Source organism: Microbacterium sp. Bi128 (assembly GCF_918698205.1).
Genome location: NZ_CAKKMM010000028.1, coordinates 1 through 23,309 on the forward strand (window position 1 = coordinate 1; position 23,309 = coordinate 23,309).

General features: G+C 69.5%; 24 protein-coding genes and 1 tRNA gene. 10 read left to right on the top strand and 15 right to left on the bottom strand.

The window, feature by feature from the left end; genetic code table 11:
- Positions 1-79 precede the first annotated feature (79 nt).
- Positions 80-1,138: a zinc-dependent alcohol dehydrogenase gene (locus LQV45_RS04145; protein WP_230005882.1), complete on the bottom strand. Its 1,059-nt coding sequence runs from the start codon at positions 1,136-1,138 to the stop codon at positions 80-82.
- A gap of 138 nt (positions 1,139-1,276) precedes the next feature.
- On the opposite strand from LQV45_RS04145, the gene LQV45_RS04150 reads away from it, so the two are divergent.
- Positions 1,277-2,113 (top strand): universal stress protein, encoded by an 837-nt coding sequence (locus LQV45_RS04150; protein ID WP_230005883.1) that lies wholly within the window; start codon positions 1,277-1,279, stop codon positions 2,111-2,113.
- Positions 2,114-2,180: 67 nt separating this feature from the next.
- Here the strand turns inward: LQV45_RS04150 and LQV45_RS04155 are convergent, their stop codons facing one another.
- Positions 2,181-2,717: a pyridoxamine 5'-phosphate oxidase family protein gene (locus LQV45_RS04155; protein WP_230005884.1), complete on the bottom strand. Its 537-nt coding sequence runs from the start codon at positions 2,715-2,717 to the stop codon at positions 2,181-2,183.
- A gap of 120 nt (positions 2,718-2,837) precedes the next feature.
- On the opposite strand from LQV45_RS04155, the gene LQV45_RS04160 reads away from it, so the two are divergent.
- The 3 genes from LQV45_RS04160 (at position 2,838) to LQV45_RS04170 (ending at position 6,093) form a co-directional block, all read left to right on the top strand.
- Positions 2,838-4,559, top strand: a complete 1,722-nt coding sequence (locus LQV45_RS04160; protein ID WP_230005885.1) for a GAF domain-containing protein — start codon at positions 2,838-2,840, stop codon at positions 4,557-4,559.
- Positions 4,556-5,191 carry a response regulator transcription factor gene (locus LQV45_RS04165; protein WP_230005886.1) on the top strand — a complete coding sequence of 212 codons (636 nt, stop codon included), beginning with the start codon at positions 4,556-4,558 and terminating at the stop codon, positions 5,189-5,191. Before LQV45_RS04160 ends, LQV45_RS04165 begins: the two co-directional genes overlap by 4 nt.
- A 71-nt stretch (positions 5,192-5,262) precedes the next feature.
- Entirely contained in the window at positions 5,263-6,093 is an 831-nt protein-coding gene (locus LQV45_RS04170; RefSeq protein ID WP_230005887.1) for a universal stress protein, read from the top strand.
- 66 nt (positions 6,094-6,159) lie between these two features.
- Here the strand turns inward: LQV45_RS04170 and LQV45_RS04175 are convergent, their stop codons facing one another.
- Both LQV45_RS04175 and LQV45_RS04180 read right to left on the bottom strand, forming a co-directional pair.
- A complete protein-coding gene (locus LQV45_RS04175; protein ID WP_230005888.1) occupies positions 6,160-6,624 on the bottom strand; it encodes a hypothetical protein in 465 nt (154 codons plus the stop codon).
- A complete protein-coding gene (locus LQV45_RS04180; RefSeq protein WP_230005889.1) occupies positions 6,621-7,466 on the bottom strand; it encodes a universal stress protein in 846 nt (281 codons plus the stop codon). Before LQV45_RS04180 ends, LQV45_RS04175 begins: the two co-directional genes overlap by 4 nt.
- A gap of 187 nt (positions 7,467-7,653) precedes the next feature.
- Between LQV45_RS04180 and LQV45_RS04185 the strand changes: the two genes are divergently transcribed.
- The gene (locus LQV45_RS04185) at positions 7,654-7,848 is read left to right on the top strand and encodes a hypothetical protein (protein ID WP_230005890.1); all 195 of its coding nucleotides are present in this window, start codon (positions 7,654-7,656) and stop codon (positions 7,846-7,848) included.
- A gap of 117 nt (positions 7,849-7,965) precedes the next feature.
- On the opposite strand, the gene LQV45_RS04190 is transcribed toward LQV45_RS04185, so the two are convergent.
- Positions 7,966-8,056, bottom strand: a tRNA-Ser gene (locus tag LQV45_RS04190).
- Between the two features lie 134 nt (positions 8,057-8,190).
- Between LQV45_RS04190 and LQV45_RS04195 the strand changes: the two genes are divergently transcribed.
- Positions 8,191-9,144 carry an L-lactate dehydrogenase gene (locus LQV45_RS04195; RefSeq protein ID WP_230005891.1) on the top strand — a complete coding sequence of 318 codons (954 nt, stop codon included), beginning with the start codon at positions 8,191-8,193 and terminating at the stop codon, positions 9,142-9,144.
- A 159-nt stretch (positions 9,145-9,303) separates the two neighbouring features.
- Positions 9,304-10,671: a DNA repair protein RadA gene (radA, locus tag LQV45_RS04200; protein ID WP_230005892.1), complete on the top strand. Its 1,368-nt coding sequence runs from the start codon at positions 9,304-9,306 to the stop codon at positions 10,669-10,671.
- Between the two features lie 378 nt (positions 10,672-11,049).
- Here radA and LQV45_RS04205 read toward each other — a convergent pair whose 3' ends face one another.
- The 4 genes from LQV45_RS04205 to LQV45_RS04220 form a co-directional block, all read right to left on the bottom strand.
- Positions 11,050-11,460: a dehydrogenase gene (locus LQV45_RS04205; RefSeq protein WP_230005893.1), complete on the bottom strand. Its 411-nt coding sequence runs from the start codon at positions 11,458-11,460 to the stop codon at positions 11,050-11,052.
- A gap of 127 nt (positions 11,461-11,587) precedes the next feature.
- Positions 11,588-12,244 carry a hypothetical protein gene (locus tag LQV45_RS04210; protein WP_230005894.1) on the bottom strand — a complete coding sequence of 219 codons (657 nt, stop codon included), beginning with the start codon at positions 12,242-12,244 and terminating at the stop codon, positions 11,588-11,590.
- A 46-nt stretch (positions 12,245-12,290) separates the two neighbouring features.
- Positions 12,291-12,800, bottom strand: coding sequence for an amino-acid N-acetyltransferase (locus tag LQV45_RS04215; RefSeq protein WP_230005895.1), 510 nt, complete (start codon positions 12,798-12,800; stop codon positions 12,291-12,293).
- A 76-nt stretch (positions 12,801-12,876) separates the two neighbouring features.
- Positions 12,877-15,402 carry an ATP-dependent Clp protease ATP-binding subunit gene (locus tag LQV45_RS04220; protein WP_230005896.1) on the bottom strand — a complete coding sequence of 842 codons (2,526 nt, stop codon included), beginning with the start codon at positions 15,400-15,402 and terminating at the stop codon, positions 12,877-12,879.
- 190 nt (positions 15,403-15,592) lie between these two features.
- On the opposite strand from LQV45_RS04220, the gene LQV45_RS04225 reads away from it, so the two are divergent.
- Complete coding sequence (locus tag LQV45_RS04225) at positions 15,593-16,219, top strand: hypothetical protein (protein WP_230005897.1); 627 nt, start codon at positions 15,593-15,595, stop codon at positions 16,217-16,219.
- Positions 16,216-16,467: a helix-turn-helix transcriptional regulator gene (locus LQV45_RS04230; RefSeq protein WP_230005898.1), complete on the top strand. Its 252-nt coding sequence runs from the start codon at positions 16,216-16,218 to the stop codon at positions 16,465-16,467. The genes LQV45_RS04225 and LQV45_RS04230 overlap by 4 nt, the downstream gene beginning before the upstream one ends.
- Here the strand turns inward: LQV45_RS04230 and LQV45_RS04235 are convergent.
- The 3 genes from LQV45_RS04235 to LQV45_RS04245 all read right to left on the bottom strand — a co-directional run bounded on the left by LQV45_RS04235 (position 16,451) and on the right by LQV45_RS04245 (position 18,930).
- Entirely contained in the window at positions 16,451-17,173 is a 723-nt protein-coding gene (locus LQV45_RS04235) for a hypothetical protein (RefSeq protein ID WP_230005899.1), read from the bottom strand. The two genes, LQV45_RS04230 and LQV45_RS04235, sit on opposite strands and share 17 nt — an antisense overlap.
- 40 nt (positions 17,174-17,213) lie before the next feature.
- Positions 17,214-18,677 (bottom strand): cardiolipin synthase, encoded by a 1,464-nt coding sequence (cls, locus tag LQV45_RS04240; RefSeq protein WP_374208140.1) that lies wholly within the window; start codon positions 18,675-18,677, stop codon positions 17,214-17,216.
- Positions 18,678-18,744: 67 nt separating this feature from the next.
- Positions 18,745-18,930, bottom strand: coding sequence for an olfactory receptor family 2 protein (locus LQV45_RS04245; RefSeq protein ID WP_138176116.1), 186 nt, complete (start codon positions 18,928-18,930; stop codon positions 18,745-18,747).
- Between the two features lie 138 nt (positions 18,931-19,068).
- Between LQV45_RS04245 and LQV45_RS04250 the strand changes: the two genes are divergently transcribed.
- Positions 19,069-20,226, top strand: a complete 1,158-nt coding sequence (locus LQV45_RS04250; RefSeq protein ID WP_230005901.1) for a DUF4192 family protein — start codon at positions 19,069-19,071, stop codon at positions 20,224-20,226.
- On the opposite strand, the gene lysS is transcribed toward LQV45_RS04250, so the two are convergent.
- The 3 genes from lysS to LQV45_RS04265 all read right to left on the bottom strand — a co-directional run.
- The gene (gene lysS / locus LQV45_RS04255) at positions 20,177-21,703 is read right to left on the bottom strand and encodes a lysine--tRNA ligase (RefSeq protein ID WP_230005902.1); all 1,527 of its coding nucleotides are present in this window, start codon (positions 21,701-21,703) and stop codon (positions 20,177-20,179) included. The genes LQV45_RS04250 and lysS overlap by 50 nt on opposite strands.
- A gap of 90 nt (positions 21,704-21,793) precedes the next feature.
- The gene (panC, locus tag LQV45_RS04260) at positions 21,794-22,648 is read right to left on the bottom strand and encodes a pantoate--beta-alanine ligase (RefSeq protein WP_230005903.1); all 855 of its coding nucleotides are present in this window, start codon (positions 22,646-22,648) and stop codon (positions 21,794-21,796) included.
- Positions 22,645-23,309, bottom strand: a 665-nt coding sequence (locus LQV45_RS04265) for a DUF2520 domain-containing protein (RefSeq protein ID WP_230005904.1), incomplete at its 5' end; no start/stop codon positions are given. The genes LQV45_RS04265 and panC, both read right to left, overlap by 4 nt.

A 23,309-nucleotide genomic window follows, 5' to 3' on the forward strand; every position in this document is an offset into this window, starting at 1 on the left:
GCGCAGCTGGGCGATCACGGTGACCGCGCGAGGAACCCGTGGGGAACGGGCGCCGCGCACGGTCACGACGTCGCGGCGTCTACTCGGCGGCGTCCGCGACGTTCGCGACGGGTACGAGATCAGCCGTGTGGTAAGCGAAGACCAACCGAGCGGGCACGCTTCCCGCCAGCACCTCGTCGACCGAGCGGTTGACGTCCGCGAGATCGCGGGTCTCGGTGATCACGCGGGTGCGCCCGAGCGCGTGGAGGGCGAACACCTCGGCGAGATCCTGACGGGTACCCACGATCGAGCCGATGATGCTGATGCCCTTGAGCACGGTGTCGAAGATCGGGACGGTCAGTTCGCCGCCCGCAGGCAGCGACACCAGCACGAGTCGGCCTCCGCGGTTGAGCGAGTCGAACGCCTGACGGAACACGGCGGGAGCGACCGCCAGAACGATCACGGCATCCGCTCCTCCGTACTGCCGGATCGCCTCCACCGGATCCGTGGTGAGTGCGTTCACCACGTGATCCGCCCCCAATTCGGAGGCGAGCCGTAGCTTGTCTTCGGTCACGTCGACGGCGATCACCTTCGCCCCCACGAGACGCGCGTACTGCACGGCCAGGTGACCGAGCCCGCCGACGCCGAACACCGCGACGGTCTCGCCCGGTGTGATCCGCGCGTTCTTGACGGCCGCGTACGTCGTGACGCCCGCGCACGTCAGCGGAGCCGCGTCCAGGGGAGTCACACCGTCGGGTACCGGGACGGCGAAACGCGCGTCGGCCAGCATGTACTCGGCGTACGCCCCATCGACGCCGTAGCCGTTGTTGAACTGCTGTTCGCACAGGTTCTCCCGCCCGTCGACGCAGTACCGGCACTCGCCGCAGGCGTGGCCGAGCCACGGCATCGCGACGCGCTGCCCGACCGTGCGGGAGGTCACCCCGGCGCCGAGCTCCTCGATGATGCCGACGCCCTCGTGCCCGGGAACGAGCGGGAGACCGGGCTTGACCGGCCAGTCCCCGTTCATCGCGTGGATGTCGGTGTGGCAGAGCCCGCAGGTCTCCAGCCGGACCAGCACCTGTCCCGGACCGGGGTGCGGGATCGGCCGCTCCTCCACTGCCGCGGGCGAACCGAACTCTTGGACGACTGCTACTCGCATGACCTCTCCTTCGATCGTGGCCTCCCTCGAGTCTTCGCGGTCGGGGACCCCGTCGGCGGGTCGAAGGTCCCGCCGGACGCGATCGGCCGGCGGCAGAGTGGGACGTAGCCGACGAGCGGCACGAGCAGAGGAGCGATCATGAGCGAGACCATTGCGGTCGGTGTGACCGATGCATCGGGAGCCCGGAGGGCCCTGCAGTGGGCGATCGAGCGTGCGGTGGCACGACGGGAACGGCTGTTGCTGGTGTCCGTCGTGGGGTCCGGAAGAGGGGTCGGTGGCGAGGAGCCTCTCCTCGACCATGCGACGCAGGTGACCGAGGCGATGCTGGAGTCGGCGGCGGCGCAGGCGCGCTCGGCCGGGGCGACGACCGAGACACTGCTCGAGCGGGGCGATCCCGTCGCCCGGCTCCTCGACGTCTCGCAGCGGGTCGACCTGCTCGTCCTCGGCAGCGACTTCGCGCACGGCGGCTCTCACCTGCGCGGCGTGCGGGGCGTACGGATCACCGCCGCGGCGCACTGCCCGGTGGTCGTCGTTCCCGACGACGCCGGGGACGGACGCACCGGAGTCGTGGTGGGGGTCGACGGGTCGGAGTCGTCGGAGAAGGCCGTCGCTTTCGCCGCAGCGGAGGCGGATCGTCTCGACGAGCCCCTGACCGCGGTGATGACGTGGTCGCCCGTTCCCGTGCCGTTCGAGATGGAGACCTATCCGCCGGGATATTTCGAGCGCATGCAGGACCTCACGGCGGAGGCTCTCGCGATCTCCCTCGCCGGGCTCCGGCAGGACTACCCCGATCTCACGGTGCACACCGTGGTCGAGTCCGGGTATCCGGCGGCGGTCATCGCCCGCACGGCTCACCACGCTCGGCTGCTCGTCGTCGGGAGCCACGGGCGCGGAGCGATCGCTCGCTTCCTCCTGGGCTCGACCAGCCAAGCGCTTCTGGATCAGTTGCCCACGGTCACGGCCGTCATCCGGTGAGCGCCGCGGCGATCCGCCGGCGAGGGCCCCACGCCCCGCCGGCGGATCCGTGGTCTTCCCGAGCCGGTCAGTCGTCGTTCAGCGGCGTGAAGCTCGGGATCGGGTGCGGGCGTCGCCCGGCAGGGGGAAGCACCTCGGCCGTCGGAACGATGATCCGCGCACGCATCGGTGCCTCCGATTCCTCGCTGCCGCGCTCCGGGAATCGGCGCCCCGTCACGCTGCGCGGATGAAGGCGGATGACGTACGGCTTGGGCGTCGGGCTCATCGAACGCAGGTCGGTCTCTCTGGTGGTGCGGATCTCCGCGTCCGCATCGACCCGGGCCGCTTCTCCGCGCAGCACGACGCTCCACCGTTCGTCGCCGTCCTGCCCATCGACTTCGAACGCGACCATCGGGCGCGCCCGCAAGAAGCGCAGCTTCGCGTCGTCTGCACTGCGGATGTAGAGGACGCCGTCGCGGCTGGCGAAATTCACCGGGTAGATCCGCGGCTCCCCGGTAGCGTCAATGAGCGCCAGTCTTCCCAGGCGCTGCGTCTCGAGCAGCCGCCAGCACTCGGAGGTGCTGAGGGTCGCGACGGATGAAGCGTCGGTCGGCTCGTGGCTCATGATGGCCCTCCTTCCTCGAGTACACCGCGGACGGTGGCATCCGGACGGGTCGAAGGTCCTGCTGTCCTGGTCAGCAGGCGAACTCGGTCGTAGATTGGACTCCGGAAGAGGGGGCCTCCGATGACGAGCGAAGACCACCTGTCGTTTCCCGACGCACCTCGGGTGGAACTGGACGAAGCGATAGCGGAACTGATCGCCCAGGCCGAGCGCGTGCAGTCTTCGCAGGGACGTCTGCGCGGGCTCTTGCGCGCCGTGGAAACCATGGTCGGCGAGATCGAGCTACCCGTCGTCCTGCGGCGTGTCGTGGAAGCAGCGGTGGAGCTGGTCGATGCCGAGTTCGGCGCACTCGGCGTCATCGGAGCCGATCGGTCCTCCCTCGACCAGTTCATCCACGTCGGGCTCGCTGCGGGGGACGCCGCAGCCATCGGCCATCTTCCCCGCGGCCACGGCGTCCTCGGGGCGCTTATCGCCAATCCCGAGCCGATCAGGCTGGTGCATCTCGACGCCGATCCGCGCGCCGCGGGATTCCCGAGCCACCATCCGCGGATGGACTCGTTCCTCGGGGTGCCGATCACGGTTCGCGGCGACGTGTTCGGCAACATCTATCTGACAAACGCGCGTCGGGGGTCCTTCTCCGCCGAGGACGAGGAGCTGCTCCGGGCCTTGGCGTCGACGGCGGGATTCGTCATCCAGAATGCGCGCCTCTTCGACGAAGCACGCACCCGCGCGGCGTGGATGACGGCGACGGCGGAGTTGTCCGCGGCCATCCTCTCGACCCCACCGGACAAGGTCTTCGACCTGATCGCGGGACGCGTCGTGGACCTGTCGGCGGGCACGCGGGTGACGATCGTCGTCCCCACCGACGAGGTCGACGTGCTGCGCGTCGCCGCCGCCCGCGGGCCCCACGAACTCGACCTGCTCGGCACGACGTCGATCGACTCCGGCAGCATCCCGGCGAGGGCGATGGAAGACGGCGGCGTCCGAGTCGCGACCGCGCCGCACGTGTCGAGCCGACCGGATCCGACCTTGCTCACCGTGGATCAGGAGACCGGACCGGCCATGGCCGCGCCGATGCGCACGCGCCAGCGGACGTGGGGTGCGCTCACCGTCGCCCGCGCACCCGGCGAGCGCGAATTCACCGCGCTCGAGCTGGAAGTGCTGGGCGATCTGTCCTCCCAGGCGAGCATCGCGCTGGAACTCTCGCGTGCGCGCAGCGAACAGCACAAAGCGATCCTCAGCGACGAGCGTGCGCGGATCGCACGGGATCTGCACGACCACGTCATCCAGCAGATCTTCGGATCGGGTCTCACTCTGCAGTCGGTGGCGCTCACTCTGGACGACCCCCACGACCGGAGCCGCGTCGATCAGGTCATCGGCCAACTGGACGATGCGATCGCCCAGATCCGCACCGTGATCTTCGCGATCTCCACCCGAGACGGCAGTTCGCTTCGCCATCGACTCATCGATGTCGTCGCAGAGCTGTCGGGGGCGCTTCGCCGACCGCCCGCCCTGCGATTCGCCGGCCCTGTCGACAACACCATCACCGGGCCGATGGCGGAGGATGTCGTGGGGGTGGCTCGCGAGCTCCTGTCCAACAGCGTGCGGCACGCGCGGGCGCACACCATCTCGCTCGATGTCGGCGTCACGGAGCGAGAGGTGTCGGTCATCGTCACCGATGACGGCACGGGCATCCGCAGCGACCGCCGGAGCGGTCTTCACAACCTCGCCGAGCGCGCGGGCGCCCGCGGCGGTGCACTCACGCTCGATACAGGCCCGGACGGTACCCGCGTGCAGTGGCGGGTCCCGCTCGACGGACACGACACGGAGGAGTCAGCGCCATGACGCGTGTTTTTCTCGTCGACGACCACGAGATCGTGCGGAGGGGGCTCGCCGACCTCATCGACGACGCCGCCGATCTGGAGGTGGTGGGCGAGGCGGGCACCGTCCGCCATGCGCTGGCCCGCATCGAGGCCGCTCGACCCGACGTGGCCGTCCTCGACGTCCGGTTGCCCGATGGCAGCGGAATCGACCTGTGCCGGCAGATCCGCTCGTCGATGCCCGAGGTCGCGTGCCTGATCCTCACGGCGTACGACGACGACGCCGCGACGTACGCCGCCGTCGTCGCGGGGGCGGCGGGGTACCTGCTGAAGGACATCGCTGCCATGCGCTTGCTCGAGGACATCCGCGCCGTCAGCACGGGGCGCTCGCTGATGCACACCGCCGCGGCCTCCCGCGCGGCGTCGAGCCTGCGCGAGCGCTCCCAAGACGAGGATCCGCGACTGGGCTCCCTCGGTCTCCGCGAACGTCAAGTGCTCGCCCTCATCGCGGACGGGCTGACCAACCGCCAGATCGGCGAACGGCTCGGCCTCGCGGAGAAGACCGTCAAGAACTACGTGTCGTCGTTGCTGACGAAGCTGGGGATGGAATCGCGCACGCAGGCGGCCGTCTTCCGACTGGGGCACCCCGAGCTCTGACCGCGGGACCTTCTGCCCGCCGACCGCTCAGCGGCCCTCCTACGCTCGGGTCATCCGGAGGGAGTGAGGCCATGGAGCGGGTGGTTCTGGGGTATGACGGCAGCCCCGCGTCGGATGCCGCGTTGGAGTGGGCCGCTTTCCGAGCCCGCTCCGAGCAGACAGAGGTCACGGTCATCCTGGTGACCAACATGTTCTCATCCGACCGCAAAGAAGCGGACAGGGTCCTGGATGCCGCGGCCCGGCGGTGGCACAGCTTGGTTCCGGGCATCCCCGCGAATGTGACGCGCGTCGACGGGCTCATGCCCGCCACCCTGACGAAGGCCGCGCGTGACGCGGACCTGCTCGTCCTGGGGGTTCATCCGGGATTCCGGATGCGGACGATACTCAACGGGTGGGCGCCCCTCCGCATGGCCGCCCGCTCCCGGATCCCCACGGCACTCGTTCCGGCCGAATGGTCCGCGAGCGACGAGCCGGTGACCGTCGGCGTGGATGACGACGACTCGTCGACGACGGCTCTCCTGTTCGCAGCCGAGACCGCCGTTCGGCTCCGTGTGCCACTTCGCGTGATCCACTCCTGGCTCATGGGCAGTCCCGAAGGAGGCGGGCACTCCGCCGTGCGGCTGAGCCCGCACCAGATCGCCGCCGAGCATGAGCGGATCCTGGAAGCCGCTGTCGCCCGCGTCCGCGAGCGTTATCCGGACGTCGTCGTCTCCGCGGAGCTGGTGAGGGATAACCCCACGTCGGCGCTGACCCGGGCCGCTGAGCGCAGCAGCACGATCGTCATCGGCACGCACGGGCGCGGCATCGTCGCGGGCGGATTCCTCGGATCGATCGGGTTGGATCTCGTCGGCGCCCTCCGCCGCCCGATCTGCGTCGTGCCGGGCGCCCGCCCGTCGATGTAGCACGGCGAATCACGCTCGTACAGCAGGGGCGGCCGTCGCGCCGCGGCCGCGGAGAGAGGCAGCGGGTCAGCCGCGTTGCGCGCGTCGCGTCCGGGGTGGAGTCCGGATCACCCCCGGGACGACGGCCCGCGTGAGCACATCGGAGTCGATGAGCACCGCCGCCACCTGGACGAGCGCGATCACGAAGTAGACCGCTTGCAGGACCGAGAAGGGGATGTACATCATCTGCACGAAGATCCACACGAACATCACCAACCCGGCGACCGCGGACACGAGGGGTGCCCCTCTCGACGCGCGCACCTGCATCACGGAGGCCAGTCCCTGAAGCCCTCCGAGGAACAGGACGAGCACGAGGCCGGGAACGAGATACGAGGAGAAGGGCGAACCCTCGAGGTAGTCCGCCGCCGGCTCCCACGTCGAGGCGAAGCCCGAGTCGAGAGCGCCGAGGACGAGGATCGTCCCGCCCGCGATCGCCGTCAGCGAGACCATCGCGTGCAGAACGACCAGCAGCCAGCGCACGGCGCGGTTCACCGTCCGGCCCCCTTCGCCGGGAACCCCGCCGAGGGCGCGACGACGATGGGACACCCCGCGCGCCAGAGGATGTCCTGAGCGACGGACCCGAAGTACCCGCCGGCGAGAACCCCCTCGCGGTGGGTGCCGATCACGATCATCGTCGCGGTCGGGGCGTGCTGCAGAAGAGCGTCGGCCGGGTGCGAGCGCACCAGATCCGATTCGACGTGGACGCGCGGGAAGCGGCTCTGCACAGACCTCGTGGCGGCGTCGAGCGCGTCGCGATGCTCCTGAAGGAGCCGGTCCGGCCTCACCAGCAATGCCGCGGAGCCGTCGATCTCGGGCTCCGGCAGGTGCCAGGCGTGCACGATCCGCAACCGGCGCGACGTCTCATCCGCTTCCCTCGCCGCGAACGTCAGCGCCTCCTCCGACGACGAATCGTCGTCGAGGCCGACCGTGACACTGCCGTCTCGGGGCGCCCATCCGACGGGCACGATGCAGACGGGAGGCACGGTGCGCGCGATGACACGGACCGGAAGCCACCCGCGGAGTGCCGCCCGCAGCGGATGATCCGGGTCCACACCGATGACGAGGAGGTCCCTACCTGCGGACAGTTCGCCGAGCGTTCGTGCGACCCCGCCCTCGGCGGCATGGAACCGCACGTTCTGCTCCGGCGCGGCCGAGCGGAAGGACCGCTCCGCGTTCGCGAGAACGTCCTCGTCGGACTGCCGGTGGGCCGTGGCATCCGACACCACGTGCACCACGTCGACATCGGCGGCGTGGGCAGTCGAGCGATGCGCCACCCAGGCGAGCGCGGAACGTGCCGCGGCACTGTCATCCACGCCCACGACGATGTTCTCCATGGGAGCCTCCTCGAGCCGTGCCCTTGCTCCGCACTCTACGAGCGACCCGCGGAAGGGTGCGGGTCGAAGGTCCCATCAGGCGAGTGCGCCGACCTGCGGCCGGTCCGGTCACGCCCCCGCGGCGATCGCGATGGACTGCGGAGGACAGCACAACCGTGCAGACTGTAACCAACGAGAGGAGAACGACATGCGCCGTGGAGATCCCTTCCGCACATACTTCGTGACGGTGATCGTGGTCGCCGCCCTGAGCATCGGCCTCGGCCTGCTCATCGGAGGTCTGACCGGTCACTACGTGACCGTGTTCTTCGTGCAGCTCCTCGTGGCCGGCCCCCTGGCTGCCTGGTACGTGAGCATCAAGAAGCGCGTCGTTGCACAGAAGTAGCGACGTCCTCACCGGCAGCGCCTCGGGCGTGGGTAGACGCAGCGCGAGACACCTCGCCATGTGGCAGAACGAAGGCCCCGAATCCCTGCATTTCTACGGGATTCGGGGCCTTCGTGCTGGCGGTGACGGTGGGATTTGAACCCACGGTAGGGGGTTACCCTACACAACTTTTCGAGAGTTGCACCTTCGGCCGCTCGGACACGTCACCGCCGAACAGCTTACGACACTCGGCGGGATGCCGCGAATCGGTGCTCCCGCGCGGGCGTGGGGGCACGGCATCCGGTCGTCCATCGTCGAAAGACCACCCTGGTCGAACCCCGGTGACGGTGCCAGGATCGAGACATGAGCGTGATCGAGAACTCCAAACTGACCGTCGTCGGCGCGGGGAGCGTGGGGGCCAGTGTCGCGTACGCTTCCCTCATCCGCGGCTCGGCCCGGCACGTCGCCCTGTACGACATCGCCGAGGCGAAGGTCGAAGCCGAGGTGCTCGATCTCGCCCACGGCACGCAATTCACCGGATCCAGCGACATCACCGGCGGTAGCGACGTCTCGGTCGCCGAGGGCTCGCACGTCGTCGTGATCACCGCCGGCGCGAAGCAGAACCCCGGCCAGACCCGCACAGAATTGGCGGCGACGAACGCCGGCATCATCCGTCGCATGATGCCCGACCTGCTCGAGGTCGCCCCGAACGCGATCTACGTCATCGTCACGAACCCGTGCGACGTCCTCACCGTCCTGGCGCAGGAGGCCACCGGCCTGCCCACGCAGCGGATCTTCGCGTCGGGCACCGTGCTCGACACGTCACGGCTGCGCTGGAAGATCGCGCAGCGCGCAGGCGTGGCCACCTCGAGCGTGCACGCGTGGATCGTCGGCGAGCACGGCGATACGGAGTTCCCCCTGTGGTCGACCGCCACGATCGGGTCGGTGCCCATCACCGAATACGACCTCCCGGACGGCACGCGCTTCGACGAGGACGAACTGGATGCCATCGCGGTCGACGTCCGCGACGCCGCCTACAAGGTCATTCGCGGGAAGGGCGCAACGAACTACGCGATCGGGCTCTCCAGTGCCCGCATCGTCGAGGCGATTCTCCGCGACGAGCACGCGATCCTCCCGGTCAGCACCGTGCTGCAGGACTTCCACGGCATCACCGGGATGGCGCTGTCGGTACCGTCCATCGTCAGCGCGAAGGGCGCGGTCCCCCTCGCCGGGACGCCGTTCTCCGACGGGGAGCTCACTCTGCTCCGCCGCTCCGCCGACGCCCTCACGACCGTGGCCGACTCCCTCCGCGACTGAGCCCGAGCGGGTGCGGCGACCGCGCGATAAACGCTCGTTGTGGTGAGGAACGCCCTGACGCCGCGTGTCTCGACAGGAATGGCGTTTATCGGGGACGGGCAGCACCGGATGCCACAACCCGGAGCCTGCGATGTCGGAGGCCCCGCGTAGCCTGGGCCCATGGCATCCCGTCGTCCCGCTTCCACTCCCGCCCCATACCGGTGCACCGAGTGCGGCTGGACGACCCTGAAGTGGGTCGGCCGATGCGGCGAGTGCCAGTCGTGGGGGACCGTGGTCGAGGCCGCCGAGCAGACGGGCATCGTCCGCTCGATCGTGCCGGTGGCCCCGGGCGCCGCTCGTGCGGCTCGGCGCATCACCGAGATCGACACGCAGGACGCCCCGCGCCGCACCAGCGGAGTCGGCGAGTTCGACCGCGTGCTCGGCGGGGGCATCGTCCCCGGTGCGGCGATCCTGCTCAGCGGTGAGCCGGGCGTCGGCAAGTCGACGCTGCTGCTCGAGGTCGCCGCACAGAGCGCTCACGCCGGTCGCCGCGTACTTTACGCGAGCGGGGAGGAGTCCGCGGCGCAGGTGCGCTTGCGCGCCGAGCGCACGGGGGCGCTGCACGACGAGCTCTTCCTCGCCGCCGAGACCGATCTCGCCACCATCCTCGGCCACGTCGACCAGGTCGAGCCGGGGCTCCTCATCGTCGATTCTGTGCAGACGATCTCGTCGGCACACAGCGACGGGGCCGCCGGGCAGCCGGCGCAGGTCCGCGAGGTGGCATCCGCGCTCATCCGCGTGGCCAAGGAGCGAGGACTGCCGATCATCCTGGTCGGTCACGTGACCAAAGACGGTTCGATCGCCGGACCCCGCATCCTCGAGCACCTCGTCGACGTGGTCTGCCACTTCGAGGGCGACCGACAGACCTCGCTGCGCTTCGTGCGGGCGCTCAAGAACCGCTTCGGCCCAACCGACGAGGTGGGCTGCTTCGACATGACCGGCACCGGCATCGCCGAAGTGACCGACCCGAGCGCACTGTTCCTCGGGCAGGGCGAGCCCGAGCCGGGCACGTGCGTCACCATCGCGATGGAGGGGCGGCGTGCGCTGCCGGTCGAGATCCAGGCACTCGCTGTCCGCCAGACGGCTCCCAACCCCCGACGCATCGTGAACGGGGTCGACGCGTCGCGCGTGGCGATGGTGCTCGCCGTCCTCGAGAGTCGCATGGGCCTGACGCTGTCCGACCGCGACGTGTACGTCTCGACCGTGGGCGGGGTGCGCCTCGTCGAGCCCGCCGCCGACCTCGCGATCGCGATCGCGGTCGCCAACGCGGTCAAGAACCGCAAGGTGTCCAAGCGGCTCGCCGCGATCGGCGAGCTGACTCTGACCGGAGAGATCCGCAACGTCACGCAAGCGGCGCAGCGTGCGTCCGAGGCGAAGCGCCTCGGCTATCACACGGTGCTCGACGCCTCGTCACGCAAGCTGGCCCAGGCGCTGAACGAGCTGCAGGTCCGCGGGGCGCCCCGCGACGACAGCGAACCCGGGTTCTGATCGGTCGGGAACGACCGAAGCACGGAGTCCGATCGAACGGCGGCTCAGCGGCCGGGAGGTGCGGAGCGACGACGGCGGTGCGGCGACGTGAAGCCGAGCACAGCGGGGATGACAAGCCCGGCGGCGCACACGGCGCCGGCGATCAGGTACTCCATGCCCCGAGTCTTGCACGGGCGCCTCACCCGCGCGAGCCGGGCAGTTCACCCGCGGAGTGTCGCCCGCGTGGGGCGCCGCGAAGGCGGCATCCACCCGCCCGTCGAGCCATCGCGCGGCGGCGCACAACTCCTGCAGATCCGGCCTGCCACCCACCCCACCGAGCCCGAGGGGCGAGAGAGCAGGAGTTGTGCCCGCCAGCAGCGGCCGCACCGCCGGGAACCGTCAGGCGTCGAGTGCGGCGAGCACGTCCGCGGGGCTCGCCTGGATCGGGTGCGGGCCCGCGATATCGATGAAGACGGTCGTGATCTCATCGCGGTGACGGTCCAGGAAGGCACGCAGCCACTCCGGGGACTGCAAGGCGACGTGCGGCGGCAGCGTCTCGGGCTTGTGCGCCGCGTCGCTGAAGAGCAACAGTGCGATCTGGCCCGTGTTCGGGTCGCGGTACGTCCATACCTCGCCGACGTCGAGCGGGTTGTCGGCGTCTCCCGCGCGCATGAGTGGCACGACCGTCGGTCCGTGCCGCAGCGCGAAGGCGATGGCGGCCATGTCCTGCGTCTGCAGGGCGTCGGCGAGGGCGGTGTTCTTGAAGTCCACGTCGAGCTTCTTCCCCTTGCGCTTCTTTCCACCGGCCATCCCCCGAGCCTATCCGCGACACCACTCCGCCCGGACGGCCCGGCGGGGCTCGGCTGACCCTCGGCGGGGAGGACACCGCACAGCCCGAAGGAAGGGGGGATGCCACTCGGCCTCCCCCCTCCTCGTGTCACCGGAGGATGAACGAGGCAGTGCCCGCCGAAGGAATGCCGCCGATCGACACGCTCAAGTGATATGTCGCGCCGCCGCCCGGGGCGAACGGACGCTCACTGTCGCACGAGCCCACCGATGAGCGCGTCCGGTCCCACGTCAACGGAGCCGCGCTGGTCACCTGCTGACCGGCGGTCAGCGTCACCTCCATGTCGCTCGGCTCGGACTGGCAGTCGGTCGAACGCCACCACACGTCGGATCCGCTCGTGACCGTGAACGACTGGGCGCTCGTGCCGACGTTCATCGTGCACGGGTTCGCCGAGGTGTTGGTCAGACGGATCGAGAGCTGCGGGTTCTCGCCCTGGCCGTACTCGGCCTTGTCGGAGAGAGCCTCGACGGTGATGTCGGCGGGCGCGCACTCGACCGGTCCGGCGGGCGCGCTCGGCGACGGGCTCGCCGTCGGAGTCGGCGACGGCACGACGTCCGTGGCTGGCGGAGCGGGGGCCGCGGAACTCGCGACCGGTGCAGGATCAGCGGTGGGAGCGGAACGCCACGGCGGCGCCGCGACGAGCCACACGACGAGGCCGATCACGAGCAGCGCGAGGAGCGCAGCGGCGAGACGGCGCCGACGGTAGACCGCCGGGGAGGGCCGCCGCCTGCGGGGGGCATCGGTCATCGTTCCAGCGTAGGCGGCGCGGCTGTGCGCCCGCGCCATCCCGCGCTTACAACTGTTTGAGCATCCGGGTGTTGCCGAGCGTGTTCGGCTTCACATGCGCGAGGTCGAGGAATTCGGCCACTCCCTCGTCGGGGCTGCGCACGAGCTGCGAGTACACGTCGGGGTCGACGACCTGCTCACCGATCGGGGCGAAACCCCGACGCGTGAAGAAGTCGACCTCGAAGGTGAGGCAGAACAGGCGACGGACGCCGAGGTCGCGCGCGTGGCCCTCGAGCTTCTCGACGATGGCGCGACCGATGCCGTGGTGCAGCCAGTCCTCGTGCACGATGAGCGTGCGGATCTCACCGAGGTCCTCCCACATCACGTGAAGGGCACCGCAGCCGATGACCACGCCGTCGACCTCCGCGACGACGAACTGCTGCACCGAGCCGTACAGCACGACGAGGTCTTTGCCGAGCAGAATCCGCTTCTGCACGTACGGCTCGAGCAGCGCGTGGATGCGTCCGACGTCGGCGGTTCCGGCGGGGCGGACGACGAACGGCGCGGGGGAAGTCATCATCCCAGGGTACGCCGGGACGACGAAGGGGGCCCGGATGCCATGGCATCCGGGCCCCCTTTCGGACCGTCGGTCGTCAGCTGCCGGCGACGATGTCGGGAGTGGCCGAGATCTCTCCGGCCGTGCCGACACCGATCGCGACCTTCTCACCGCGCGGCGCGCTCTCGAACGTGAACTGCCCGTTCTCGACGCCGATCTTCACGTGGTCGCCCGACTCGAGCTCACCGTGCAGGATCTGCTCGCTCAGGCGGTCTTCGACCTCGCGCTGCATGGCGCGGCGCAGCGGACGAGCACCGAGCGTCGGGTCGAATCCGATCTCGATGAGCTTGTCCTTCGCGGCATCCGAGACCTCGATGGTCATGTCGCGGTCGAGCAGACGGTCGGCCAGACGCTTGGTGAACAGCCCCACGATCTGGCGCAGCTCGTCCTTGTTCAGCTGCGGGAAGACGATGACGTCATCGACGCGGTTGAGGAACTCGGGCTTGAAGTGACGCTTGAGCTCTTCGTCGACCTTGCCCTTCATGCGCTCGTACGACGTCTGCGCGCTGCCCTCGACCTGGAACCCGACCGGACCACCGGCGATCGCCGACGAACCGAGGTTCGTCGTCATGATGATCACGGTGTTCTTGAAGTCGACCACGCGGCCCTGACCGTCGGTCAGGCGACCCTCTTCGAGGATCTGCAGGAGCGAGTTGAAGATGTCGGGGTGAGCCTTCTCGATCTCGTCGAAGAGAACGACCGAGAACGGCTTCCGGCGCACCTTCTCGGTGAGCTGGCCGCCCTCTTCGAACCCGACGAACCCGGGAGGGGCACCGAACAGACGCGAGACGGTGTGCTTCTCACCGAACTCCGACATGTCGAGCGAGATGAGCGCGCCCTCGTCGTCGAAGAGGAACTCGGCGAGCGCCTTGGCCAGCTCGGTCTTTCCGACGCCCGTGGGGCCGGCGAAGATGAACGAGCCCGAAGGACGCTTGGGGTCCTTCAGACCGGCACGCTGACGACGGATCGTGCGAGAAAGAGCCGCGATCGCCTGTTCCTGGCCGATGACGCGCTGGTGCAGCGCCTTCTCCATGAACATGAGGCGGCTGGTCTCTTCCTCGGTGAGCTTGAACACCGGGATGCCGGTCGCCTGGGCGAGCACCTCCGCGATCAGGCCCTCATCGACCACCGCGTGCGAGGCGACGTCACCCGATCGCCACTGCTTCTCGAGGCGCAGACGCTCCGCCAGGAGCGACTTCTCCTCGTCGCGCAGGGATGCCGCCTTCTCGAAGTCCTGCTCCTCGGAGGCCTGCTCCTTCTGCTCGCGAACGTTGGCGATCTTCTCGTCGAATTCGCGCAGCTCGGGCGGGCTCGACAGGATCGACAGGCGCAGGCGGGCGCCGGCCTCGTCGATCAGGTCGATGGCCTTGTCGGGGAGGAAGCGGTCGCTGATGTAGCGGTCGGCGAGGTTCGCCGCGGCGACGATCGCGCCGTCGGTGATCTGCACCTTGTGGTGCGCCTCGTAGCGGTCGCGCAGCCCCTTCAGGATGTTGATCGCGTGGGGCAGGCTCGGCTCGGCGACCTGGATCGGCTGGAAGCGGCGCTCGAGAGCGGCATCCTTCTCGAAGTGCTTGCGGTACTCGTCGAGAGTCGTCGCACCGATGGTCTGGAGCTCGCCACGGGCAAGGAGGGGCTTGAGGATCGACGCGGCGTCGATCGCGCCCTCGGCGGCACCAGCACCCACGAGGGTGTGGATCTCGTCGATGAAGACGATGATGTCGCCGCGCGTGCGGATCTCTTTCGTGACCTTCTTCAGGCGCTCCTCGAAGTCACCGCGGTAGCGGGAGCCGGCGATGAGCGAGCCGAGGTCGAGCGAGTAGACCTGCTTGTCCTTCAACGTCTCAGGCACTTCGCCCTTGACGATGGCCTGCGCGAGACCCTCGACGACCGCCGTCTTTCCGACGCCGGGCTCACCGATGAGGACAGGGTTGTTCTTGGAGCGACGCGAGAGGATCTGCATGACCCGCTCGATCTCTTTCTCGCGCCCGATGACGGGGTCGAGCTTGTTGTCGCGCGCGGCCTGCGTGAGGTTGCGACCGAACTGGTCGAGCACGGCCGAGCCGCCCTGGGCGGCACCCTGGCTCTGCTCGCCGGCACCGGAAGCGACACCCGCGGGCTCCTTGCCCTGGTAGCCCGAGAGGAGCTGGATGACCTGCTGGCGGACCTTGTTCAGGTCGGCGCCGAGCTTGACCAGCACCTGCGCGGCGACGCCCTCGCCCTCGCGGATGAGGCCGAGCAGGATGTGCTCGGTGCCGATGTAGTTGTGGCCGAGCTGCAGCGCCTCGCGCAGCGACAACTCGAGGACCTTCTTCGCCCGCGGCGTGAAAGGGATGTGACCGGTGGGCTGCTGCTGGCCCTGACCGATGATGTCCTGCACCTGCTCGCGGACGGCGTCGAGCGAGATGCCGAGGGACTCGAGCGCCTTGGCGGCGACGCCCTCTCCCTCGTGGATGAGGCCGAGGAGAATGTGCTCGGTCCCGATGTAGTTGTGGTTGAGCATCTTCGCCTCTTCTTGGGCGAGCACAACCACGCGACGGGCACGGTCGGTGAATCTCTCGAACATCCTCAGTCCCTCCAGGAATGGGCTGACAGGCACGCCTCCGCGCGCCGTACATCGAGAGTAACCAGCGCCCGGAGGCCGCGGACCCGTGTTCGCCGTGGGCATAGCCGTCGGGACGCGGGACTTGCGCGGGGCATTGACAATCGATAACTTATCGAAAGTCAATAACAACGATCATCGATAAGGAGTCGTCATGGCATCCCCCCGTCCGACCTCCCGTTCCCTTTCGCGCGGCGACACCGTCAGCCTGCTGCTGTTCCTCGCCGCCGGTGTCGGGCTCGCCGTCTGGGCCGTCGTGCACAGCGTCGTGACCATCGTCGACGCCCTCCCCAACCGCGACGTCCGCGTGGCGATGCCGTTCCTCGACACCGCGGCGCAGGCCCCGCTCGGCCCCGATGGTGCACCCGTCTCCGTCGAGCTCGGCTCGGGCGTCGTCGTCGCCCCCGAGCTCCCGCTCGCGTCGCTGTGGGCGCTCGTGATCGCGGAGGTGCTGTTCGCGGTCGTGGTCGCGACCGTCGTCGCCCTCCTCCTGGTGTTGACGATCGGCATCCTCCGCGGGCAGATCTTCAGCAGGCGCAACACCGCGATCGTCACGACGGTCGGAGCCGTCACCCTCGTGGGGCTGGCTGGCGTGCCGTTCTTCCAGAACATGGTCGCCAACGGCGCCCTCGCCCGGATCTCGGATTACGGCTACGACCGCGGACTCGTGCAGACGATCGACCTGCCGGTCCTCCTCAGCGCGGCGTTCGTCGCCGCGGTCGCCGGCACCGTGTTCTCGGTGGGCGACCGCCTGCAGCGCGACACGGAAGGACTCGTATGACCCCCGCCGCCGACGACGACGGACCCAGCGGCATCCACTGCCGGCTCGACGAACTGCTCGCCGAGCGGGGCATGACGCTGACGCGCTTGAGTGAGCTGGTCGGGGTGAGCATCGTCAACCTGTCGGTGTTGAAGAACGACCGCGCCCGCGCGATCCGCTACTCCACGCTGGCCGCGATCTGCCGCGCGCTGGAGTGCGAGGTGGGCGACCTGCTCGTGGTGCAGGGAGAGGTCAGCGCTGCCCGATGACCGTGAGCGGCCCGTCGGAGGCGATGTTGCCGCCCGACAGGGTCAGCTCGACGGGGCCCTCGCCGGCGATGCCCGTGAGGTCGGCGAGCGACACGCGAGGGGCCATGTCGGCGGTGCACACCTGATCGGCGGGCGGCTCGGCGAACGTCACCGCGGCGCCACCCTCGACGGAGGTCACCGCCTCGACCTGGGGGCGGCAAGTGGAGCTGCCCCACGTCAGGATCGCGGCGAGACCGTCGCCGACCCACCCAGCACTGGGGGCGAACTCCGTCACCGCGGCCGGTGGCGTCGCCAGCGCGGCGAGTGACGCCGTGCCCTCGACGGCACCGGTGACGACGACATCGAGCGGACGCGTCGGGTCTATCCCGGCGGGAAGCGCGACGTACGTCGCCCGAGGCGCGAAGTCGCGGGTGCACGGACCGTTCTCACGGTCGACCAACTCGATCGTGAGGGTGCCGCTCGCGAGAACGGCATCGCCCGACGCCACCGGGACGCACGACGAGCTTCCTCGCGTCACCACCGCGATGCCGCGGCCGGCGTCGAGCCAGCCCGCGCTGACGTCCGTCGAAGACGCGGGGGTCGTGGCATCCACGGGCGGCTCGGTCTCGGGCGAGGACGCCGCCCCCGAGGCGCACCCGGCCAGAAGACCGGCTGCGAGGAGACCGACCCCCAGCAGGGCGGCCAGAGAAGCGGGACGGCGAGTCATCGGAACCTCCGGAGGGCTGTGGGGATGGGATGCCGGTCGCTCATTGCAGCGCCGAGGTGAGCCGCGCGAGGTTGTCGAGGATCGTGGAGCGCAGCGGCTGGCGTCGCCATTCCTCGACCGTCAGCTCGCGACTGAGAGTGCGGTAGACGTCTTCGACACGCTGCATGTCGCGGACGAACTCCTCACCGCGCACGAGCATCGAGATCTCGAGATTGAGACCGAAGGAGCGCATATCCATGTTGCTCGACCCGATGACGGCGACCTCGTCGTCGATCGTCAGGCTCTTGCTGTGGAGGATGAAGGGCTTGCGGTACATCCAGATCTTCACGCCGGCGGCGAGCAGCGCCTCGTAGTAGCTGCGCTGGGCGTGGTAGACCATCGCCTGGTCGCCCTCTTCGGAGACGAACAGCTCGACGTGCACCCCGCGCTGGCACGCGGTCGTGATCGCCAGCAGAAGCGCCTCGTCGGGCACGAAATAAGGGCTCACGATGATGATGCGCTCGCGCGCGGCGAAGAGAAGGCCGAGGAACAGCTTGAGGTTGTTCTGGAAATCGAAGCCGGGGCCTGAGGGAACGATCTGGCAGTCGAGGTCGCCGGGGCCGGACTCGACGCTGAACAGGTCGATCTCGTCCGTGAGGGTCTCATCGGTCTCGCTGTACCAGTCACTGAGGAAGACGGCGTTGACGCTCGCGACGACGGGGCCTTCGACGCGGACCATGAGGTCGACCCAGTGGAGGCCCCGGCGGATGTTCTTCTTCAGGTTGTAGGTCGAGTCCGTGACGTTCTGCGAGCCCATGAAGGCCACGCTCCCGTCGATGACCAGGAGCTTTCGGTGGTTGCGGAGATCAGGGCGCTGGTACCGGCCCCTCAACGGCTGGACGGGCAGCATGAGGTGCCAATGCGCACCCATCCGGTCGAGGCGGTGAAGGGTCTGGCGGTAGTACGGCTTCCCGCGGTTGGCCCAGTGATCCAGCAGGACGCGCACGACCACCCCGCGTGCGGCAACCTCTTCGAGGGCGCGGAAGAAGTTGTCGGTCGCCGCGTCGGCCTGCAGGATGTAGAACTCGACGTGCACGTAGCGGTCCGCCCGTCGAATGGCTTCCGCCATCGCGTCGAGACTTTCCTGGTAGTCGGAGATCAGGGTCGCCGCGTTGTCGCCCGCGATCGGCATGGCGCCGAGGTTGCGGTTGAGGCGGACGAGCGCGCGGAACCAGTCGGGTGCGTTCGGGCGGAGGGTGCCGAACTCGAGCGACTCGCTCGTGTCGTGGATGTACCGGTTGATGTCGGCCTGTTTGCGGCGGCGTGTGCGCGGCAGACGCGGGTTGCCGATCAGGAGGAACAGCAGCACGCCGACGAACGGGATGAAGTAGATCGCCAGCAGCCAGGCCATCGCCGCCGTGGGGCGGCGGTTGCGCGGGACGATGATGACCGCGGCGATGCGCACGACCAGATCGATCACGAAGAGCGCGATAACGAGCCAGCTCGCCTCGAACGTGGTGTCGATCACAGTGCCTCCTGGGCGGAATGTCCCCCCAGCGTAGTGATCGCCCTCGACACGCGGGGCATGCCGCTCAGGGAGTGGTGCCGTCGGAAGCCGGGAGCCCGCGCTTCGCGCGCTCCTGCGCCTCGATGCGCGCGTACGCCTTGCGCTCGGTGCGGTCCATCCGGATCACGCTGCGCAAGATGAAGAAGAAGACCGCCGAGACCACGATGGTCGGCAGGATCGACCACAGCACGGCTGCCCACATTTCGTCCACGTCACCAGGATACGGGCACCGCCTGAGCGTCGGGCGGGAGAGCAGCCCCTCCTCCCCAGGGCGCAACATCTCCCGGCTCTCCCCAGATCGCGGCTTTCCGCCCGCGACACGATCCGCACCTGCGCCAGTCTCATGGCCATGTCAACGATCGTCCGTGCCGGATCCCCCGCCGAGTTCCTCGCCCTCGTCCCCCACCTGCTCGGGTGCACGCCCCGGCAGAGCCTCGTCGTCATCACGTTCACCGGAGGCCGCTCCCTGGGCGCGCTCCGCGTCGACCTGCCCGATCCCGCCGTCTCCGAGGTCGACAGCATCGCCTCGACCGTCATCGGGATGGCGTGCAAAGTCCCCCGGACGGATGCCGTCGCGGCCGTCGTCTACACCGATCTCCGTCTCACGGATGCCACGGACACTCCGCATCGCGCGCTCGTCGAGGCGCTCGTGGCCCGGGCCGACATCTGCGGCCTTCGCGTCACCGATGCGCTGATCGTCGGCCCCGACGGATGGGACGGCTATTTCTCTCCCGCGGCGGACGGGCCGCGGTCGCTCGACGAGATCGCGGCGGATCCGGGCGTGCCCGGACTGCCCGAGGTCGACGGCGACCAGTTCGCGGCCGCGATGCTGCCCTCGATCCCTCCCTCGGAGGCGAGTGCGGTGTACCGCCTGCTCACCGACATCGAGCATCTGCTCGCCCGATCGAAGGAAGGTCGGCGGCTGCCGGCGCGCCGCCGCGCGGCCGCAGGGCGCGTCCTCGACGACCTGACCGATCCTCCGGCCGTGTTCGAGAGGTTCGTCGCTCCGGGGATTCCCCTCGACGCCGACGCGATCGCCGCGGTGTCGTTCTGCCTGCAACGACCCGCGCTGCGCGATGTCGCCCTCATGCAGTGGGTCGGGGACATCACGACCGGCGACGCCACCTACGGCGCGCAAGATGCCTACGGGGAAGGGCATCCGTTCCCCGCAGACCTCGCACGCCCGATGTGGGGCGAAGGGGCGCACCCGGATCCCTCCCGCCTCCTTCGCGCGCTCGATCGCTGCCGATACGTGGCCGCGGCCACACCGCGGGAGGGACGCGCGGGCCCCCTCGCCGCCTGCGCATGGCTCGCCTGGGCGACCGGTCGGTCGACCCACGCGTCCGCCTACGTCGCACAGGCGCTCGAGATCGACCCGGGTCACGGCCTCGCCGACATCGTGCGGACATTGACCGACCGGGGCCGGCTGCCCGAGTGGGTGTTCGAACGCGAGTCGGTTACTTCACCAGGGGGAACAGGATCGTCTCTCGGATCCCGAGACCGGTGATGGCCATGAGCAGGCGGTCAATGCCCATGCCCATGCCGCCCGTCGGGGGCATGCCGTGTTCGAGAGCGCGCAGGAACTCCTCGTCGATCGGCATCGCCTCGTCGTCACCGCGCGCAGCCAACTTCGCCTGCTCGGTGAAGCGCTCGCGCTGGATGACCGGGTCGACGAGCTCGGAGTACCCCGTTGCGAGCTCGAAGCCGCGCACATACAAGTCCCACTTCTCGACGACGCCCGCGAGGGAACGGTGCTCGCGCACCAGCGGGCTCGTGTCGACCGGGAAGTCCATGACGAAGGTGGGGCGGGTCAGGCCGCCCTTGACGAAGTGCTCCCACAGCTCTTCGACCCACTTGCCGTGCGTCTCGTGAGCGGGCGCGTCGACGCCGGACTCGGCTCCGAACGCGCGCAACTCGTCGAGGGTCGTCTCGGGCGTGATCGTGCGACCGGCGGCCGCCGACAGGGAGTCGTACATCGAGATACGGTCCCATTCGCCACCGAGGTCGTACTCGGTGCCGTCCGCCCACGTCACGGTCGTGGAGCCCGCGACCGCGATGGCGGCATCCTGGATGAGGGTCTGCGTCAGGTCGGCGATGCCGTTGTAGTCGGTGTACGCCTGGTACGCCTCGAGCATCGCGAACTCGGGGCTGTGCGTGGAGTCGGCGCCCTCGTTGCGGAAGTTGCGGTTGATCTCGAACACCCGGTCGATGCCACCGACGACGGCGCGCTTGAGGAACAGCTCGGGGGCGATGCGCAGGAACAGCTCGGCGTCGAAGGCGTTCGAGTGCGTGATGAACGGACGGGCGCTCGCGCCGCCGTGCTGCACCTGCAGCATCGGCGTCTCGACCTCGACGAAGTCGCGCTCGGCGAACGTGCGCCGGAGGCTCGCGTTGACCTTCGCCCGAGCCAGCACCGTCTCGCGTGCCCGATCTCGCACGATCAGGTCCAGGAAGCGGCTGCGGACGCGGCTCTCCTCGCTCAGCTCGGAGTACATGTTGGGAAGGGGGAGGACGGCCTTCGCGGCGATCGTCCACTCCGACACCATGATCGACAGCTCACCTCGGCGGCTGGAGATCACCTCACCCGACACGAACACGTGGTCGCCGAGGTCGACGAGCTCCTTCCAAGCCTGGAGCGACTCGTCCCCGACGTTGGCGAGCGAGACCATCGCCTGGATCCGACTGCCGTCGCCCGCCTGCAGCGACGCGAAGCAGAGCTTGCCGGTGTTGCGGCTGAACACGACACGACCCGCGACGCCCACCGTCACGCCCGTCTCGGCCCCGGCCTCGAGGTCGCCGTAGCGAGCGCGCAGGGCGGGGATCGTGTCGGTCACGGGCACGACGACCGGGTAGGGGCCGCCCGCGGCGTCGGCGCGCTCGTCGAGCAGACGCTCACGCTTGGCGAGACGGACCGCCTTCTGTTCGAAGACGTCGTCCTCGGTCGGTTCGGCGTCGTTCGCGGGCGCAGCGGGCGCGTCAGTCATCGGGAGGGCTCCTCGGGGTCGCATCGAGTTTATCGGCGGGACGACGGGCGTTTCCCCCGAGCCGCGACCGCGACCGGTCGCCACCGCGCGTCAGCGCAGCGAGATCTCGGCGTTGTCGATGAAGCGGTGTCCGCCCACCGTCGCGGCGATGAGCGCGATCGCCCGGCCGCGATGGCCGTCGTCGACGGGCAGGAACGTCTCGGGATCGACGACCGAGAGGTACTCCAGACCGATGCGCGGCTCCCCCATGAGCGAGGACTGCGCCGCCGCGATGCAGGAATCGACTCCGAGGTCGGCATTGGATGCCGCGGCCTCCAACGCCAGCGGGAGCTTCGCAGCGGCACGGCGGTCGGCGGCATCCAGCAGGCCCACCCGGCTCGAGATCGGGAGCCCGTCCTCGGCGCGCACCGTCGGGACCAGCGCCGTGTCGATAGCGAAGTCGAGGTCGCGGATCATGCGCCGGACCAGGAAGGCACGCTGCAGATCGCGCTCACCGTAGACGGCGAGGTCGGGGCGGACGACATGGAACAGCTTCGCCTCGACCGTGAGCACGCCGTCGAAATAGAACGGCCGCACGCGCCCCTCGTACCGGAGGCCGAGGTCGCCCGCCGAGACCCGGGTGGTCGCGGTACCGGCGGGGAGGAACTCCGCAGCCGTGGGCGCGAACACGAGATCGACGCCGAGCTCACCCAGGAGGTCGGCGTCCGCGTCCGGGGTGCGGGGGTACGCCGCCGTCTCCTCCGCCGTGCGGAAGCGCAGCGGATTGACGAAAGTCGACACGACCACGAGGTCGGCCCGCTCGCGTGCGGCGCGGATGAGGTCGACGTGGCCGTCGTGGAGGGCCCCGAGCGTCGAGACGAGCGCGACGCGCGCAGCACCGCCCGGGCGATCTGCGCTTCTGGCCTCGGCCAGTCGGGTGCGCAGATCCTCGATGGTGCGGATCATCCGTCGATCGTAGCGTCCGGTGGCACACCGTCCGCGCCGACCGGACCTGTCCCCTCGACGAGGGCCTGATCGACGCTCGACCGCACGAGGGCGGAAAGATACGCTCCCGTGTTCTCGACCCCGACGCCCGCGAGGAGCGTCGCCGACTGACGCACGATCGATCGGGAGAACTGCGTCGCCGTGGCCACGGCCTCGGCGTACGCCGGCCGATCGGCCTCGGCGATCACGACCGGCTCGCACCCCAACTCGACGGCCAGCGCCTGCGCGATCGGCAGCACCGGGGCGGGAGCCGTCACGGCCGCGTACGCCTGGGCGAGCTGACGCAGATCGATCGACGAGGCACCCGTGAACACGATCGCCGGGTGGATCGCCAGGGGGATGGCCCCGCACCGCAGGGCCGGAGCGAGCACCTCGACGCCGTAGGCCGGGTCGGTGTGCAGCACCAGCTGCCCCGGTTGCCACGCACCGACGTCGGCCAGACCCGCCACGAGCCCGGCCAGCTGATCGTGCGGCACGGCGATGACCACGAGCTCGCTGCGGCGCACGACCTCTTCGGGCGGCAGCACCGGAAGCCCCGGCAGGATCGCCTCCACGCGGTCGTCGTCCGATCCCGACGTGATGCCCGTGAGCGCGTGTCCGGCGCCCGCGAGGGCCGCCCCCA